The following is an 18,056-nucleotide window of genomic DNA, read 5'->3' as shown; positions in this document are numbered from 1 at the left end:
AGAGTTTTTGGGCCTGGCTACTTTGATTGCCGCCGTTAGCTTTCTGCTTGGTGTCCGGCTGTCGTGACACGCCCGGCAGTGCCCCCATATATAGTCATAAAATATTATTTATCGTAACCAATTTGATCTGCGATGAAAGACTTGCACGCTGGCCAGCCTCAAGTGGATCCGCTGGATTTCAAGACTGCGCTCGATCGTGATCTACGCTCCAAGAGAATCAATGAACGAATTCTCGCGGCGGAGCTGGGCGTCACCCAACAAACGATAAGCAAGTGGCGCCATAAAGGCTACGCACCGCGATATCGCGTTCAGCCGCTGCTGGACTTTTTGGGACCGGACAGCCATCTGGCGCAATTGAACATGCACGAGGTCCTGGGTTCACGTACGAACCTGAGGTCCGAGCCGCCGCGGAACCTTAAGCGACCTGCAGCTGCGGGCTCGAAGCCTCGTGCGCAGACGATTTCTGCTGGTGAGGAGGCTGGTGAGTCGGCCATGCCCCGCCGGTCGGTGAACCATGCTGGGCGGAGTGATGGCGGGGGCACTTTTGCGCTCCTCATCCAAATGCCGAAGCGGCTGGAGGCTGCATTGATGGCCCGCGGTGGGGCGAAGTGGGCGGAGTCCCGCCTCGAGCAGCTGCTGCTGTGGGAGAGCTCGTGAGTCGCTCAAAGGGATACGGGGGGCACGGCGACGCGAGTGCCGGCTGACGGATGCTTCCGATGGCTTGCCTCGGGGCCTCTTTCAACCTTTCCGAGTCAGGTTGCGCGAACCCGAAGCGGTTCACGGAGGGCCGGGTCGCGTTTCCTGGTGAAATTCCAGCCGAACGGCTGGCAAAATCAAAACGATTCACGCTCCGTTCGGGGGCTGACATTCGGCGAGCTGTCAGGATCGAGTTCTGGGGTGATTGAACGCTGCATCGAGGGTATCCGTCGGGATCATGGTAAATCTGGCAACTATCGACTTATTCTGTGGCGCGGGCGGCCTGACCCACGGTCTGGTCCGTGAAGGGGTGCCGGTCGTCGCGGGCGTGGACATCGAGGACAGCTGCCAATTCGCCTACGAGAACAACAACGGAGCGTTCTTCCTGCACAAGGACGTGGTTCGGGTCAAACCCGGCGAGCTGCGCGAGCTGTTCGGCCAGGTGGACATTCGCATGCTCGCGGGCTGCGCGCCGTGCCAGCCCTTTTCCACCTACGCGCAACGGTACGACACCGTCGGAACGCCCAAGTGGGCGCTGCTGTACGAGTTCAGGCGGCTGATCAAGGGTGTCGATCCCGAACTCGTCACTATGGAGAACGTGCCGACGGTCAGCAAGCACCAGGTCTACCACGACTTCGTGGAGTCTCTGAAAAAGTCTGGATACCACGTCTGGCAGGACGTCGTGGACTGCTCGCGCTACGGGCTCCCCCAGCGGCGCAAGCGCATGGTCTTGTTGGCCTCCCGCCTGGGTCCCGTCAGCCTGATCGAGCCGACGCATGCAGCCCCGGCGACTGTGCGTCAAGCCATCGGCCATCTGCCCCGCATCGCCGCTGGGGCCTCATCGCGCTCGGATCCGCTGCACATGGCAGCGGGCCTGTCGCCGATCAACCTGGATCGCATTCGGGCCTCCAAGCCGGGCGGCAGCTGGCGCGACTGGCCGGCGCACCTGGTGGCCGAATGCCATCAGCGAGACAGCGGGCAGACCTACCCCGGCGTGTACGGTCGTATGGCTTGGGACGAGCCTTCTCCGACGCTGACCACCCAGTATTACGGGTTCGGCAGCGGACGTTTTGGCCATCCGGCTCAGGATCGGGCGATCTCCCTGCGCGAGGGGGCGATTTTGCAGGGCTTCCCGGGTGACTATGCCTTCGTCCAAGATGACGAACCCATCCATCTCAAGACCTTGGGGCGGATGATCGGCAATGCGGTACCCGTGACACTGGGCGAGATCATCGGCCGCAGCATCCGGCGTCACCTCGGGGAGACGGTAGGCTCCACGCAAATCGCGCCCCTGGGCATGGTTGGGACTGGGGGCGGGGATCATGGTCTCGAGCGTCTCCCCCTCGTCGCCTGAGGCGAGCCGGCGCCTAGCCAGGGTCCGCCAGCGCGACACGGACATAGAACTGCGATTGCGTTCCATCCTGCACGGGATGGGTTTACGGTATCGGCTTCAGGTGCCGGTACTGACCAAACCCCGCCGGGTGGCAGACATTTGTTTTCCCAAGATTCGGTTGGCGGTCTTCGTCGACGGGTGCTTTTGGCATGGGTGCCCCATTCACGGGACTCGGCCCAAGAGCAATGCGCAGTTTTGGCTTGAAAAGATCGAAGCCAACCGGGCCCGGGATGCAGATACGGATCGCCGCTTGGAGGCGCTCGGGTGGGAGGTCATGCGTGTCTGGGAACACGAGGATCCGCAAGTGGTGGCACCTGCGATCCAACGGCGTGTGGCCATGCTCAAATCCGACGATCGGCACCGTACAAGAACGACAGGAAGAACTTGATGAACATGAGCCCGGAGACCGACCTCGACGATGGCGCCCTCGTTACCCGAACGCGACCTGAGCCGGGACAGTTGGTCGAGGTTCGGCGACGGCAATGGATCGTCGCCGAGGTGCTCGCCTCGAGATTGGACGCGAGCAAGGCCGCGCAGCACCTAGTCACCCTGTCGTCGATCGATGAAGACGCTCACGGCGAGGAGTTGGAGGTGATCTGGGAGATCGAGCCGGGCGCGCATGTGATCGAGCGCGCCGGCTTGCCCGCCATCACGGGACAGGATGACGCACAGACTCTCGATGCGTTTCTCGACGCCGTGAGGTGGGGCGCTGCTACCAATGCCGACCGCGGGTTCGTTCAGGCCCCGTTTCGCAGCGGGGTGAGCATCGAGAACTTCCAACTCGATCCACTGGTGCGCGCCATCGACATGGCGCGCGTCAATCTGCTGATCGCCGACGACGTCGGCCTGGGAAAGACCATCGAGGCCGGCCTGATCGTCCAAGAGATGCTGTTGCGGCATCGCGTGCGAACTGTCCTCATCCTCTGTCCGGCATCGCTGCAGGAAAAATGGCGCGTCGAGATGCTCGAGAAGTTCGGCCTAGATTTCCACATCGTCGACACCGAATACATCCGGCAATTGCGGCGTCAGCGGGGCATCCATGCCAACCCCTGGACCTCGCACCCGAGGCTCATCACCTCGATGGATTGGGCCAAGGCGGGGGAGGGGCTTCGCGCGATGCGGGATGTGCTCCCGGCATACCCCGGCTATCCCCGCAAATTCGACCTCTTGATCGTGGATGAGGCGCACAACATCGCACCGGCGGCGGGGGCGCATTACGCGATCGACAGTCAACGAACTCGATTCGTGCGGACGATCAGTCCGCATTTCCAGCACCGTCTTTTCCTCACTGCGACGCCGCACAACGGGTATACGGAGTCCTTCACCTCGCTGCTGGAACTTTTGGACGATCAACGCTTTGCTCGCAACGTCCTGCCCGACGAAAAGCAGTTGAGCCGGGTGATGATCCGGCGCCTCAAGAGCGACCTGGTCGATGAAGATGGCCACCCGATCTATGCCCAGCGCAGATTGCAGGCCCTGGCGATCCCCTATACGGACGAAGAGCGTGAGATCCATCGCAAGCTCGACGCTTTTTGCGCCAGCCGGGAGCGTGCCTCGAAGCAGGGAGGCTCGGCAGTTGGTACGTCCTTCGTCAACCAGCTACTGAAGAAGCGATTGTTCTCTTCGCCCGCTGCGTTTGCATCGACTTTGGAAAAGCACCTTGCTTCCCTTGCGGGCGGGGCGAGGCCCACTACGAGCGATCCCATGGCGGATCGGCTCTTGCGCAAGGCCATCCTGAAGGCGGACGAGGACTACGCCGACGACCGGGAATTCGAAAGTGCTCAGTCCGAAGCCGTCGAAGAGGTCTCGCGGCGGGCCCAGCCGCTGACCGCCGATCAGCAGGTCCTCCTCAATGATTTGCGTCGCTGGGCGCAACGCGCCAAGAACCAAGCCGATTCGAAAGCCAGGTCCATCATCCAGTGGCTGACTGAGAACCTCAAGCCCACGGGCCAGTGGAACGAGCGGCGAGTGATCCTGTTCACCGAGTACCGAACGACGCACCAGTGGCTGCACGAGATTCTCGTGAGCCATGGATTTGGAGGTGAACGCCTTGGCGTCCTGCACGGTGGGCTGTCACAGGACGAGCGAGAGCCCGTGAAAGCTGCCTTTCAAGCATCTCCGAAAGACTCGGCGATTCGGATCCTCCTGGCCACGGACGCCGCGGCCGAGGGTATCGATCTGCAGAATCACTGCAACTGCCTCATCCACCTGGAGATCCCCTACAACCCCAACGTGATGGAGCAGCGCAACGGCCGTATCGACCGTCACGGACAGCGGGAAAAGGAGGTGCGGATCTGGCATCCCGTCGATGTTGCTCCGGATGGTCAACCGACCGTGGGCGGACACGGCGAGGACATCCTTCGGGCGCTCAAAAAGCTCGAGTCCATGCGCGCCGACATGGGCAGTGTCAATCCGGTGATCGCACCGCAAATGTCGGGGCTGATCGAAGGATCTCTACGCGATCTGGATACGCGCATTGCGGAGGCGAAGATCGCCAAAGCCAGGCGCTTCATGCGTGCGGATCGAGAGCTGAAGCAGCGGCTCGAGAAGATTCAAGCGGGCCGGCTCGCCATGCAGCAGGAGTTTCATCTCACTCCGGCGCACATACAGAAGGCGGTCAAGACGAGCCTTGCGCTGGCGGGTCGCCCTCCGTTGTCACCCGCTGTTTTGACGGGAGCCCCTGAGGGCAGCGTTTTCGAAATGCCGGCGCTCTCGGGCTCATGGGCGCGTTGTACGGAAGGACTGCGGCATCCCCACACCCAGGTCATTCGTCCGATCACCTTCGACCACGCCGTGGCCAAGGGGCGAGACGACGTCGTCTTGATCCACCTGAACCATCGCCTCGTACAGAGGTGTCTGCGGCTCTTGAGGGCAGAGGTATGGGCGCGCGAAGACGTGAAGAAGCTTCATCGCGTCACGGTTCGCTCGGTGCAGGACTCAAGCCTCGATGGCCCCGCGATCGTGGTCGTTTCCAGATTGGTCATCACAGGCGGAAATCACCACCGATTGCATGAGGAACTGACCATCTCCGGAGGATATCTGCGGGATCAGACTTTCCGCCGAGAGGACAGCGTTGCACGGGTAGAGCAATGGCTAGAGCAGGGCCAGCCGGTCAGAGCGAGCGAGTCCATTCTGGAGGCCCTAAGAGCGCGTTTCGATCGTGCGCGAGACGCCATCCTGAAAACTGTCGATGCTCGATCCGAGGATCGCCTGAAGTCCCTGGCCAATACATTGCAGACCCGCAAACAGCGAGAAATCGACGACATCACGAGCGTCCTCGATGAGTTGGCAAGGACCATCAAGGATGAGTTGGATAAGGCGCAACGGCCTGAGCAGTTGGCCCTTTTCAATGAGGACGAGCGTTTGCAGTTGCGGAGCGACATCACTGCACTGCAGGCGCGGCTGCAACGCATTCCAGAAGAGCGTCAGATGGAAATTCAGTCCATCGAATCGCGCTATGCCAATCTCAACGAACGTACGTTCCCCGTTGCTGTGATTTTGCTCGTTCCCGAGTCTGCCGGAGGCGCCGCATGAGCGTGAACCACGAGTGGCTCTCGCTCATTGAGATCTCAGGCCCATTCCTGGCCGTTCCAGTCTTGCGGGATGCTTTTCCCCAAGGGCTGGATGAACTTGACGCAGGTAAGCGGAAGCGCCTGCGTCAAGCCTACGAGGAATGGCGTGAGGCACTGGACGGCGACGACCCGCGCTTCGACGAGCTACATGGCGCTTGGATAGACGAAGTCTTGTCCCGCGGACTGGAACTCGACGAAGACGGTCGCGGCGAAGTGCTCAAACGAAGGGATTGGTGCGCAGAACACTTCGCTGTCGAGTTGCCCCAGCACGCTGTGAGTCTGGCGCCGGATCTAGCCGTCGTGGGTAATGCCGATCGACCACTGATGCTGGTCCAGGTCTATGGATCTGAGCTCGACCTCGAGGTCGCCTCAAGATTGGAAGGTTGGGTCAGTACCCCTGCAGAGCGGATGGTGACGCTGTGTCGCGCCAAGAGTTGCCGTCTCGGCCTTATCACCAACGGCGAACGCTGGATGCTGGTCGATGCGCCCGTGGGTGCGGTCACCACCTTCGCCAGCTGGTATGCACGCATCTGGGGCCAGGAACCCGTCACCCTTCAAGCCTTCGTCCATCTCTTGGGCATCCGGCGTTTCTTCGTGGACGAGTCCGAACGACTCCCCGCGCTGTTCGACCGCTCGCTGAAGTTCCAGGATGAAGTGACCGACGCTTTGGGCGAGCAAGTGCGACGCGCCGTCGAAGTGCTGATCCAGGCGCTCGACAAGGCAGATCAAGACCGCAGCCGCGAGTTACTGCGCGGCGTGAAGGAAGCCGAACTCTACGAAGCCGCACTGACGGTGATGATGCGGCTGGTCTTCCTGCTATCTGCCGAGGAGCGTGGCCTGCTGCTCTTGGGTGACGAACGCTACGAAGCCAACTACGCGCTCTCGACCTTGCGGATGCAATTGCGCGCCGAATCGGGCGAGATTCTGGAGCGCCGCTGGGACGCATGGTCGCGCCTGCTGGCCGTGTTCCGCGCCGTGTATGGAGGCATCGAGCACGAAAACCTGCGCCTGCCTGCGCTGGGCGGCTCGCTGTTCGATCCGGATCGTTTCCCCTTCCTCGAAGGTCGGGCCAAAGGCTCCGACTGGCGCATCGACGTCGCCAAGCCGCTGCCCATCGACAATCGCACCGTCTTGCTGCTGCTCGAAGCCATCCAGCAATTCCAGGGGCGCACGCTGTCGTATCGGGCGCTGGATGTGGAACAGATCGGCTACGTCTATGAGGGCCTGCTGGAACGCATGGTCAAACGCACCGTCGAGGTCACGCTGGACCTCGACGCTACCAAGAGTGCCCAGTCCCCCTGGGTCACCTTGGCCGAACTCGAATCAGCGCGGTTGGAAGGTGCCGAACGACTCGCCGAACTGCTTCAGCAGCGTTCCGGCAGTTCCGCTAGCCGTGTGCGCAACGATCTGGCGCGTCCGGTGGACGACTCGCTCGCCGACCGCGTTTTGACGGCCTGCCACGGCGACACCGCGCTACGCGACCGCATCAAACCTTTCAGTCATTTGGTGCGCACCGACCCTTGGGGCTATCCGCTGGTCTATCCTGCCGGAGCCTTCATCGTTACCACTGGCTCCGACCGGCGCGAGACCGGCACTCATTACACGCCGAAATCGCTCACCGAGGCCATCGTTGCCGAGACGCTCACGCCCATCGCTTACGTCGGCCCACCACAAGGCATGCCGCGTGCGGCATGGGCGTTGAAATCACCCGCCGAACTGCTCGACCTGAAGATCTGCGACCCGGCGATGGGTTCGGGCGCGTTCCTCGTGCAAGCCTGCCGATGGCTGGCCGACCGGCTAGTGGAGGCATGGGCCCAGGCCGAGGCTAGGGGTAGCACCGTTGGGGCCGATGGGCGGGTGGTGGATGCCGACGCCAGCATCGAGCCGCTGCCGCGAGACACCGAGGCTCGCATCGTCGTCGCCCGCCGTCTCATCGCCGAACGCTGCCTCTATGGCGTCGACCTAAACCCACTGGCGGTCGAACTGGCCAAGCTCTCCATCTGGTTGGTGACGTTGGCCAAGGGTCGCCCCTTCGGCTTCCTCGATCACAACCTTCGGAGTGGCGACAGCCTGCTCGGCATCCATCGGCTCGATCAACTCACCCAGCTTTCGATGAATCCTATGGGTCAAGGCCAACTGCGCCTGTTCGGCCAGAACATCGAACGGGCCGTGCTCGAAGCCATCGAACTGCGGCAACGATTGCGCGGGATGCCGATCCGCGACATCCGTGACGTGGAAGCCATGGCACATCTGGACGCCGACGCGCGTCGCAAACTCGAAGTTGCAGAGAGCATCGCCGATGCATTCATCGGTGAGGTCTTGGCTTCGGATGGCAACGCGACGGCAATCGAAGGCGCGACTACGATGCTGACCATCCAAGCTGGTCAAGCAGTTGCGGGCGACCGCAATGCCGTCAATGCCATCGTGAACCGATCACGGGAAACTTTGAGCGTCGATGTGCCACCGGGCAAGTCCATCCGCAACCCGTTCCATTGGCCGCTGGAATTCCCGGAAGTTTTCGCCAAAACGTCGTCCGGGTTCGATGCCCTGATTGGCAATCCGCCATTTCTCGGAAATCGCTTGTGGAAGGGTGCGCTGGGCGAAAAACTGCAATGGCAGTGCCAGATGGTGCTTGGCGCATCACCCGGCAAGATCGACTTGTGCGTTGTGTTCCATCGGCGGGCGGTCGATCTTCTCAGACCCGATGGCTGCTACGGGATGTTGGCGACCAGCAACATCGCCGAAGGCAGTGCGATTGAGGTCGGCCTCGGTGTTATCGTGCAGAACGGAAGCATCTACTTCGCTCGAAAAGGAATGGCGTGGCCGGGTTCAGCTGCGGTCGTGATCGCCATCGTCAGCTTCTTCAAGGGTAGATGGCAGGCCGACTGCGATGCCGATGGCCGAGGCTGCCCGCGCATCGGGCCGAGGCTGGAGCCGGAGGCGGCAGACATCTGGATGCCGCAGGCGCTGCCTGATGCTCCGTTCACGTTCGCAGGCGTGGACAACAGCAAAGGCTTGGCCTTCGTCATCACATCAGACAACCCGTGGTTCGACCGGCTCAAGAACGAACCAGGCAGCCTGTTGAGGCCCTACATCACCGGTGACGATATTACCAGCTCGGCGTTGAACCGCATCGAACGCTGGGCGCTCGACATCGCCGATCTGAGCCTGGACGAAGTTCACCGCCGCTGGCCCCTGGCGCATCGCTTCATCGTCGAGGAAGTGCAGCCGACCCGCACGGTCGCGGCACTCAAGGGCTACAAGGGGCTGATCCACCGCTGGTGGCAGTTCTGGAATCACCGGGCCGACTTGATGCGTAGGCTACGGCGTCAAGATCGGTTCATTGCATTCTCGAAGGTTACGAAATACCCGTTCAGTGTTCTCGCACCATCTGATTGGATCTACACAAACAAGGTGCTTTTGATCGGATTGGAAAGACCAGACCTGTATCCGATCTGTTTGAGTTCTCTGTTTCGGAGCTGGATATATAAATACTCTGTTCGCAGCTTGGGAGCCGATACAAATACGCTCACCATCTCTATTGGGGAGGCCGTATCAACGTATCCCCTTCCAGCGGACAACGTATCGCAAAAGGGTGCCGTAGCGGCAATGCAATTCAACCGCCTCGTGGTTGAGTTCAGTTCGACACATGACTGTGGTCTAACTGATGTGATGAACGCTGTCCATTCGCCCGACGATTCAGATGAGACGATTGCAGAACTTCGGCAACTTCTGTCCGTCATCGACTCCGAAGTCGCTGCCGCCTACGGCTGGGGCGAAGTGGAAGTGACCTATGACTTCCGTGAATTTGACGGCGGCTCTGCGAACGACAAATGGCGTTGGGCGCTTTCAGCCGATGCCACATCGACACTGCTGAACAAACTCGTCGCGCTCAACCGAGAACGCTTCGAGGCGTCGTCGTCCACAGCCCTTCGAGGCGGACGCACATCGTCCCGCACTCGTCTCTCTACCGATGCCGCGACCGTTCAATCATCGCTCGACTTCGCTACATCGGTCGCGACCAGCACCAACGGAGCCACGTCCGCGACAGCAATCCTCGATTTCTTGGGCGCACATGATGGCTGGCACGCAAAGGCCGACGTCCTTGCTGCCACCGGCATCACGGACGGCCAGTGGAACGCCGCGATCGCTGACCTGATCTCGGATAACAGAGTCGAGCGCCAAGGCGAGAGGCGTGGTGCACGCTATCGCATCCGGCTCGGCCACCGGGACGACTTTCACGAAGGTGCCCCATGACTCGAATCCAAGCCGCACCGATCGTCTGTAAGAGCGACGACAAGGCGGTAGAAGAGTTGGTGAAGGGCTGGGAGTTCTATGCGACGACTGATGCCCCGCATCGCCTCGATCTGCCCGCGCTTTCAACTCTGGATCGGCTGACGATGGAATCGAACATCAATGCCAAGACCATGATGGGCCTTGAGTTGCCGAGGTCGGACATGGTCGAGAACGCATTCGAGATATTCGACAAGTTTTATCGCATTTTTCCGCACTTCTCGCGGGTCGAGCTGTAAGGGGCAGGTTGCCGTGAAAGTTGTGCCATACGACCAGCTGTCAGAGAGTGACCTTATCGTTGATTGCGTTTATGAGAGCGGCGCCGGCGGCCAACTCTCTGGCGAGCCAATTTCAAAGTTATTGCCCGGGTCGGGAAATATGGGTGGGTTTCGTGTTTCCGGGAGAAGTGAGCGCAAGAATTGGATTGTCCTATTCACAACGGGCGAAGACCGAGACTGGCCAGATTCGCTTGATTTGAACACTGGAAAGTTCATTTATTTCGGCGACAACAAGACGCCTGGTCACGAGCTGCATGACACCCGAGCTGGTGGTAACAAGGTGCTGCGTCACACGTTTTCGAGGCTGCATGATGATGAGTCACCACGCATAGATGTCTCGCCATTTTTTATTTTCAAGAAGTATCCAACCAAAAGCGGAAGTCGCTCAGTTCAATTCAAAGGATTGGCTGTTCCTGGGTTCCCGGGTCTGTCCGCAACAGAGGATCTAGTCGCAGTCTGGAAGTCCACCGACGGGCAGCGGTTCCAGAACTACCGTTCCACGTTCACAATTTTGGACGCCCAAGTTGTTTCGAGAGCTTGGGTTGCTGACTTGGCGACAGGAAATGCAAACACTAGCAATGCCCCGAGCGCATGGCAGGACTGGGTGGCGACTGGCGCTTATCGTCCCCTGGTTGCCGAGCCAACCACGGTCATTCGATCGGTAGAGCAGCAGACGCCCGACACGGTGTTGAAAGCATCAATTTTGATGTGTGTTTGGATGCATTTCCGCGATGCACCGATTGCATTTGAAGCCTTCGCCGCTCGTGTCTATCAGATGACCGATGCGCGAGTCATCATTGATGAAATCACTCGCGGATCAGTTGACGGCGGCCGCGATGCGATCGGTCGGTACTTGCTGGGGCTGCCGGATGATCCGGTATATGCAGAGTTTTCTCTAGAGGCGAAGTGTTACAGACCACCCGTAAATGGTTTTTCACCCAATACAGTCGGTGTGAAAGAGGTTTCGCGCCTCATCTCTCGAATCCGTCACCGGCAGTTCGGCGTGTTGGTCACTACTTCTTTGGTTGCCCGGCAGGCGTATGAAGAGGTTCGTTCCGATCGCCACCCAATTCTGTTTATTTCCGGTCGAGATGTTGCCGAGATACTGATCTCCAACGGGTTTAATACTGCGGAGCGTGTCGCTGCGCTTTTGGCCAGTGAATTTCCGGTTTGAGGATCGTCATGCCAAAACAGATACAAAGTAGAAGCCCCACCGCATGGATCGCCTTTGACCACGGTCTCGGAACCGATCTCAGGCTTGCACCGTACACCCTGGTTCTGAAAGGTGATCGCGCCCTGTACGCAGGCATCGCCGAGGATGATTGGGTCCTGGTGCTGAACGCCGCCGGGGCGATCGGCCGTGTCGGACGGGTGCTGCAGGTGCGTTCCGATCTCGAAAACACGACGCTCTACTTCGACCGGGTGTCCGTTGTCGAAGCCCCAGTGCCAGTCGCCAACGTCTCGTTGTTCCCACCTTCGTCGGGAAGTGTCGGTCGCCTCCAGTGGGAGGAGTTTGTCTTGGCGTTAACCAAGGCCATGCACCAAACCGTCGATGGCGTGTCGCTAGTCAAGGATCCAACCTACATCCGGGAGCTCCTCCAACTGGCCGTGATGGACGACCTCTTAGGTCCTGCGGGCGGCCCACACGAGCGCATCCTGGATATGAGCGTGCGAGACCGCTATTTGGTTGGAAAGCTCGCTCCACGTGAAGACGTTCTAGGAGGCATTGAGGGGCTGGAAGGGCCGATGGCCGGCGAAGAGACCGAAGAGCCGGCCGACCCGGTGCTCGCTGGCCAGCATGAACCCGGTGCTGAATTCGGAAAAGTCACAGGGCGCGTGGAGCCCGAGTCCGACTCTAGCGACGAGATCGACGCTGCCAGTAATCAATCGCTAGTGCCGAGCAGCTTTGGTATCACCTTCTGCGTGGACGGTGACGCGGAGCAGATCGAGGTCGAAGCAAGCTGGGGTTGCTATGAGCGTGTGCCGAGCGATGAGCATGAGGTGCAGCGTCCCAACGGCCAGAAGGCCAAGGTCTGGCAGCGTATTCCGTGCGGCGGAAAGTTAGTTTTGCCGCTGACCGAAGGGGTGATTCCTCACCAAGCGCCTGACGTCAGTCGTCCAGCCATACGAATTCAAGGATCGATTCGGGCAAAGAACGCCAACGGCGATCGTTTGGTGACGCTGTTCCTCGTCAATGCGCAGGATGAGCCGCCAACAAATAAGGATGCTGCATGGCTATTTCAGCCTGAACTGATCGTGAGAGCCGAGGCTGGGGCTCGCGAACGCGCCATCTTTCGCCGGCGACCCGTTTTGGATGCGAACGGGATGGACGAAGAGCGGTTGTCGCTGGAAATGATCTATCGGAACCGTGTGGAGTTCGCGGTGGGTCATGGCGTCGCCGTGCATGCAGTGACGTCCGATGACGTGACCCTCGCCACAGAGGTGCGTACCACGGTGCTGCCGCAATACGAGGTCCAGGCTACTGAGACGCCCGGCCTGAATGCCGACGACCGTCCGGCGATGAAGGACATGGTGTCTAGCGGACTGCTCGACATGCAGCGCCTCGCCAGTCTCGACATCGTCGAGTTGGTCGATGGTCTGAGCCTTTTGACCAAGGACTATGCCGAGTGGATTGCGGAGCAGCGTAGCCGAATCGGTAAGGATGTGGTCGGTTATGACGCGCAGGCTCTTAAAGCGATGGCTCGATGTGAGGAGATTCAGTCGCGCTTACAGCAGGGCATAGACACTCTTCGGAATGACCGCAACGCCCTGGCGGCTTTCCGATTTGCCAACCGCGCCATGGCGATTCAGCGGGTACGAAGCCAATACGCGCTGGAGGTGCGCCGCGGTCGTGAGGTCACTGTTGAAGAGTTTGATGTCCCCACGAACCGGAGTTGGCGTCCGTTCCAGCTCGCGTTCCTGTTGCTGTCAATACCTTCCATCTCCGATCCATCGCATCCAGATCGCTCGCAGCCTGTGGAGGCACATGCCGATTTGTTGTGGTTTCCGACGGGCGGTGGAAAGACCGAGGCGTATCTGGGGGTGGCCGCATTCACCATGGCGATTCGCCGTCTGCAGGGAAAGTTGGGCGGCTACGATGCATCGCGCGGACTGAGCGTGATCATGCGGTACACGCTGCGTCTTTTGACCTTACAACAGTTCCAGCGCGCCACGGCGCTGATTTGCGCGATGGAGGTGCTCCGTCGCGAGGCGCTGGCTGGCGGCGACCATTCGCTCGGCCAGGAGCCGTTTTCCATCGGGCTGTGGGTTGGAAACAAGGTCACACCGGGATCGACCGAGGAAAGCCATCGAGCCATCGAAGACATCAGGAATCCCGGAAAGAACCATGCAGGTTCGGCCTCACCGGCTCAACTGACCAGTTGCCCTTGGTGCGGCTCGGAAATCGCACCGGGGCGTGACATCGAGGTCGACCGAAACCGAGGGCGTACCTTGGTGTATTGCGGCGACAAGAAGGGGCGATGCGACTTCTCGCGAGGCAGGTCCAGCAAGCAGCCCCATCCAGGAATACCGGTGCTCACGGTGGACGAGGAGATCTATCACCGGCCTCCGACCATGATGATCGCCACGGTGGACAAGTTCGCCATGATGGCCTGGCGCGGCCAGGTTCGGACCTTGTTTGGTCGAGTCGGTCAAGAGTGCGAGCGTCACGGGCTGTTATGGCGCGATGGTGACTGCACGGGCAATCACCCCGCGGGCAAAGGCTTGCCACTTGTCAGGGCCAAGACGATCAGCCCGATCCGACCGCCTGACCTCATCATTCAGGACGAGTTTCACCTCATCAGCGGCCCGCTCGGAACGATGGTCGGGTTATACGAGTCTGCGGTAGACGAGCTGTGTGGCTGGACGCTGAATGGCAAGACCATCAAGCCGAAGGTCATTGCTTCCACGGCGACGGTACGCAAGGCCAAGGAGCAGGTGAACAACGTTTTCATGCGGCAGATGTCGGTGTTCCCGCCTCATGGGTTGGACGTCGAGGACAACTATTTTTCGGTTCAGCGGTCGATTCAAGCCCGCGCTGGTCGTCGCTACATCGGGGTGTGCTCTCCCGGAAGCTCGCGACCAGCGATGCTGATTCGTGTCTACACGGCTTTCCTCACCGCCTCTCAGGCACTGTTCGATCGATTTGGCCAGGCAGCCGACCCCTACATGACGATGGTGGGTTACTTCAACTCCCTGCGAGAGTTGGGTGGGATGAAGCGCCTAGCCGAAGATGACGTCCAGACACGGTCGTATCGTGTGCAGATGAGTATGGTGGAGCGGCCGGCCTTGGCACAGCGAAACGTGAACTCCATCCGCGAACTCACGTCGCGCGTGTCCAGTCAAGACATTCCGAAGTACCTCGACAACCTCGAAGTTAAATTCAAGGCTCAGTTCGATCCAGCTGCGGGGAAATTCGTCACCCAATGGGGCAAAGAAGAAGTTCGCGCCATCGACATCGTGTTGGCCACCAACATGCTTTCGGTCGGCGTCGACGTCAACAGACTCGGACTGATGGCGGTCAATGGGCAGCCCAAAGGTACGGCGGAATACATCCAGGCCACCAGCCGAGTGGGCCGCGCTTCGCCTGGACTGGTTTGCACCGTGCTCACTTGGGCTCGCCCCCGTGATCTGTCGCACTACGAGACATTCGAGCATTACCACGCGACGTTCTACAAGCACGTCGAGGCCCAGTCGGTCACGCCGTTCTCTCCGAGGGCCCTGGATCGGGGGTTGACCGGATCACTCCTGAGTTTGATGCGACTCGAAAACGATGTTTTCAGTCCGAACGAGGGCGCCAAGGAACTCGAGAAGTCTGATCAGGCCGAAGTCGCCGAGGCGATCGGCATGCTCGTCAAGCGCGCATGGAATGTGAGCGAGTCGCCGGTCGTCAAAGCCCTGGCAGAACAAGAGCTCAAGGAGCGTGCCGACGAGTGGGCAAAAGAAGCGGCCGTCGCGGGCCGAACCTTGGCTTACGAAAAGCGCGGTCAACAAGCCCCGACGATCAAGCCCCTCATCAAGTCGCCCGGAATTCATCCCTGGGACAACTGGACCGTTCCGATGTCCATGCGTGAGGTCGAACCCGGTGTGCGCTTGATCATGAATGTCGGGCAACTCAAGGACGAACAAGAATGGAAGCCTCGTCCAATGCCGAAAGACGAGGATTGAGCATGATGCAGAGTAACAGGACCCCGGTGGGGGAGGTCAGGCCCAGCCAGCTTCTGTGGACGTACGGGCCCGGTGCGTTGATCGACCTACCGAGTCTGTCGGTGGTCACGCTCGGCATCGATCGATGGGAGAAAGATCGATGCCAGCCGGTCCAGGAGGCGCGTCTGCTGGCGGCCGTGCGCAAAGTGCTCGGACCGCAGGTCGATAGCCTTCGGATGCCGCCTTTCCAAAAGAGCGACTCAGTCGATCCTTGGTCCGCAGAGGCCAACATCGGTGTGCCCGTCCGGCCGTTCCCGCGGTGGATGCGGTGTGTGAAATGTGGGTTGCTGTCGCCTTTCGATGCTGGGCTGTTCGAGATCAAGGAGCACCGGTTTCGGCCCGAGCGAACTCGATTCGTTCACAAGGGGTGCAGAGGATCCAAAGGCGATCAGCCTGCCAAGGACGCCGATGCAGTGCCAGCGCGTTTTTTGCTCGCTTGCCGTGACGGGCACCTGGACGACTTTCCCTGGCATTACTTCGTCCATGGAGGAAGCAGTGCATGCAAGGGGATGCTGCGATTTTTCGAAAGTGGTGCATCCCTCCAAACCGAGAACCTGTGGGTCAAGTGCGATCAATGTGGCGCATCGAGGAGCTTGGCTCAGGCGTTTGGAAAGGCCGGCAAAGACAATTTACCGGGTTGCCGCGGCCGCCATCCGCATCTCGATCATTTCGACGCAGAGTGCAAAGAGGAGCCTCGCGCGGTCTTGCTGGGCGCGACGAACAGTTGGTTCCCGATCACACTTTCCGCTCTGGCGATTCCTCAGGCCCAGGACCCGGTGATCCAGATGGTTCAGGACGGTTGGGACTTCTTTGCCGACTTGGACTCGGAAGCTGAAGTTGCCCTCACGGTCAAGACACTCAAGAAGACGGGCGCTTTACCCGGGATCGACAAGCATTCGGCGTCGTCGATTTGGTCGGCGATCGAAGCGCGGCGAAATGGCGGCGGGAAGGAGCCGGTCGGCCAATCCGATATCAAAGGGCCAGAGTGGTCTGCACTGACGGACGCGAATCCGCCAACCGACTACCCGTACTTCATGAGCAAGAAGGTCGGGACGCCGCCAGCCTTTGGAAAGCAGATCGCAAGGGTGCTTTTATTGGAGCGATTGCGTGAGGTCAACGCCTTGCTCGGTTTCACCCGTGTCGAAGCGCCTGAGCAGTCGAGCGATCCGAACGAGCGTCCTCAAATGGCTGACTTGTCACGGGGCAAGTCGGACTGGGTCCCGGTCAGCCAAGTGCACGGGGAGGGGATCTTCATTCAGTTCGACGAGAAGGCCCTCGAGGTTTGGGCGAAGCTCCCTGCGGTCAAGCAGGTGGACCAGATGCTTCTTGGTGGCCATCGCGGCTGGCGCAGTGCGCGCAAACTCGATCCCGACCAGGGGTACCCGGGCATTCGATACGCCATGCTCCACACCCTCTCGCATTTGCTCATACGCGAGCTGGCCCTCGAGTGCGGCTACAACGCCGCGAGCATTCGCGAACGTATTTATGCTGATACTTCTGGTGAAGTGCGGCAAGCGGGCCTCTTGATTTACACGGCGGCGGCAGACTCCGACGGAACGCTGGGTGGCTTGGTCGATCTGGGTAGACCCGAGAACTTGGGGCGCCTGCTCACGCAGGCACTGAACCGAGCCACGATTTGCTCCTCGGATCCACTGTGCTCGGAGCATCATCCGGAAAAGGATCGCTCGCTCCATGCAGCTGCGTGCCACGCCTGTAGCCTGGTCGCCGAGACCTCCTGTGAAGCGGGCAATCGATACCTCGACAGGTCTTTGCTGGTAGCAACCCTCGAGCGCAGCGACGCGGCATTTTTTGCGAGCTCACTTTCATGAAGGAGCTCTTGGACGCTGTCGTTTCGGTGGCTTCCTTGATCTCGCCCGAGAAGGCCCAGGCTCTCGCGTCGCGTATCCGCAGCACCCAACCTGGCAAAGCGGATGTCGCCTTGGCTGGTTTGGTTGGGACTCCGACGGCCACCGCCCTCGTGGATCAGATGCTGGCGGCCTGGCAGGCGTCTGCAGTGGGCAGTGAGGAACTGGCGTCGATGCTCTTGGGCGCCAGTCATGCACTGGCGACGATGGCGAACCGAGAGTCGAACGAGTTGGTGTGGACGGGACCGACGACGCCCTTCGTCTCCGCGCGTCGTACTGAGCAAGCTCTGTTGGAGGTCATCAACGCGGCTCAGGAAACGCTATTCATCACCAGTTTCGTCGCGTATGACGTCCAGAGCATCGTGGCTGCTCTCACCGCTGCAGCTCACCGAAGAGTCGAGGTGTCGGTGTTGCTGGAGCTCGCGCAGGGTCATGGCGGAGTTTTGTCGTTCGATTCGCTGGGAAAAATGCAGGCCGCACTCCCGTTCGCGAAGCTCTATGCCTGGCGGGACAAAGGCCCGGAATTCGTCGAAGGGCGGGTCCACGCGAAGGTCGCAGTGGCCGATGGCCGTAAGTGCTTCATCACCAGCGCGAACCTCACCGGCTACGCAATGGAGCGGAACATCGAGGTCGGCGTGTTGTTGTCTGGTGGCCGCATTCCGGCACAGTTGAACGACCATCTCCAAGCTTTGGTGCAGACCCGGGTGATCACTCCCGTCTGACCCGAGCGAGAGTGGAGGGCAGAAGCGTTGCC

Annotated in this window: 10 protein-coding genes; all 10 read left to right on the top strand. The window is 60.4% G+C overall.

Translation table 11 applies throughout. From position 1 onward, the window contains the following. Positions 1-132: 132 nt before the first annotated feature. The 10 genes from ACFQZY_RS00140 to drmC all read left to right on the top strand — a co-directional run bounded on the left by ACFQZY_RS00140 (position 133) and on the right by drmC (position 18,024). Positions 133-657, top strand: a complete 525-nt coding sequence (locus tag ACFQZY_RS00140) for a hypothetical protein (protein WP_377411195.1) — start codon at positions 133-135, stop codon at positions 655-657. Between the two features lie 277 nt (positions 658-934). Then, positions 935-2,050 carry a DNA cytosine methyltransferase gene (locus ACFQZY_RS00135; protein WP_377412585.1) on the top strand — a complete coding sequence of 372 codons (1,116 nt, stop codon included), beginning with the start codon at positions 935-937 and terminating at the stop codon, positions 2,048-2,050. Further along, entirely contained in the window at positions 2,019-2,477 is a 459-nt protein-coding gene (locus ACFQZY_RS00130) for a very short patch repair endonuclease (protein WP_377411192.1), read from the top strand. Before ACFQZY_RS00135 ends, ACFQZY_RS00130 begins: the two co-directional genes overlap by 32 nt. Next, complete coding sequence (gene drmD / locus ACFQZY_RS00125) at positions 2,477-5,623, top strand: DISARM system SNF2-like helicase DrmD (protein ID WP_377411189.1); 3,147 nt, start codon at positions 2,477-2,479, stop codon at positions 5,621-5,623. The genes ACFQZY_RS00130 and drmD overlap by 1 nt, the downstream gene beginning before the upstream one ends. After that, a complete protein-coding gene (locus ACFQZY_RS00120; protein ID WP_377411186.1) occupies positions 5,620-9,918 on the top strand; it encodes an Eco57I restriction-modification methylase domain-containing protein in 4,299 nt (1,432 codons plus the stop codon). Before drmD ends, ACFQZY_RS00120 begins: the two co-directional genes overlap by 4 nt. Then, positions 9,915-10,193 (top strand): O-methyltransferase, encoded by a 279-nt coding sequence (locus tag ACFQZY_RS00115; RefSeq protein ID WP_377411183.1) that lies wholly within the window; start codon positions 9,915-9,917, stop codon positions 10,191-10,193. The genes ACFQZY_RS00120 and ACFQZY_RS00115 overlap by 4 nt, the downstream gene beginning before the upstream one ends. A 22-nt stretch (positions 10,194-10,215) precedes the next feature. Continuing rightward, on the top strand, positions 10,216-11,406 hold the full coding sequence (locus ACFQZY_RS00110) for a restriction endonuclease (protein ID WP_377411180.1): 1,191 nt from the start codon (positions 10,216-10,218) through the stop codon (positions 11,404-11,406). Positions 11,407-11,414: 8 nt separating this feature from the next. Continuing rightward, a complete protein-coding gene (gene drmA, locus ACFQZY_RS00105) occupies positions 11,415-15,398 on the top strand; it encodes a DISARM system helicase DrmA (RefSeq protein WP_377411177.1) in 3,984 nt (1,327 codons plus the stop codon). Between the two features lie 5 nt (positions 15,399-15,403). Continuing rightward, a complete protein-coding gene (drmB, locus tag ACFQZY_RS00100; protein ID WP_377412583.1) occupies positions 15,404-17,266 on the top strand; it encodes a DrmB family protein in 1,863 nt (620 codons plus the stop codon). Continuing rightward, positions 17,263-18,024 carry a DISARM system phospholipase D-like protein DrmC gene (gene drmC / locus ACFQZY_RS00095; protein WP_377411174.1) on the top strand — a complete coding sequence of 254 codons (762 nt, stop codon included), beginning with the start codon at positions 17,263-17,265 and terminating at the stop codon, positions 18,022-18,024. The genes drmB and drmC overlap by 4 nt, the downstream gene beginning before the upstream one ends. Positions 18,025-18,056 lie beyond the last annotated feature (32 nt).

It is taken from the genome of Ramlibacter sp. GCM10027632 (assembly GCF_042675325.1).
Lineage (GTDB): Bacteria > Pseudomonadota > Gammaproteobacteria > Burkholderiales > Burkholderiaceae_C > Ramlibacter.
The sequence above is the reverse complement of the archived record's forward strand: the minus strand, read 5'-3'. Positions and strand labels throughout refer to the sequence as shown.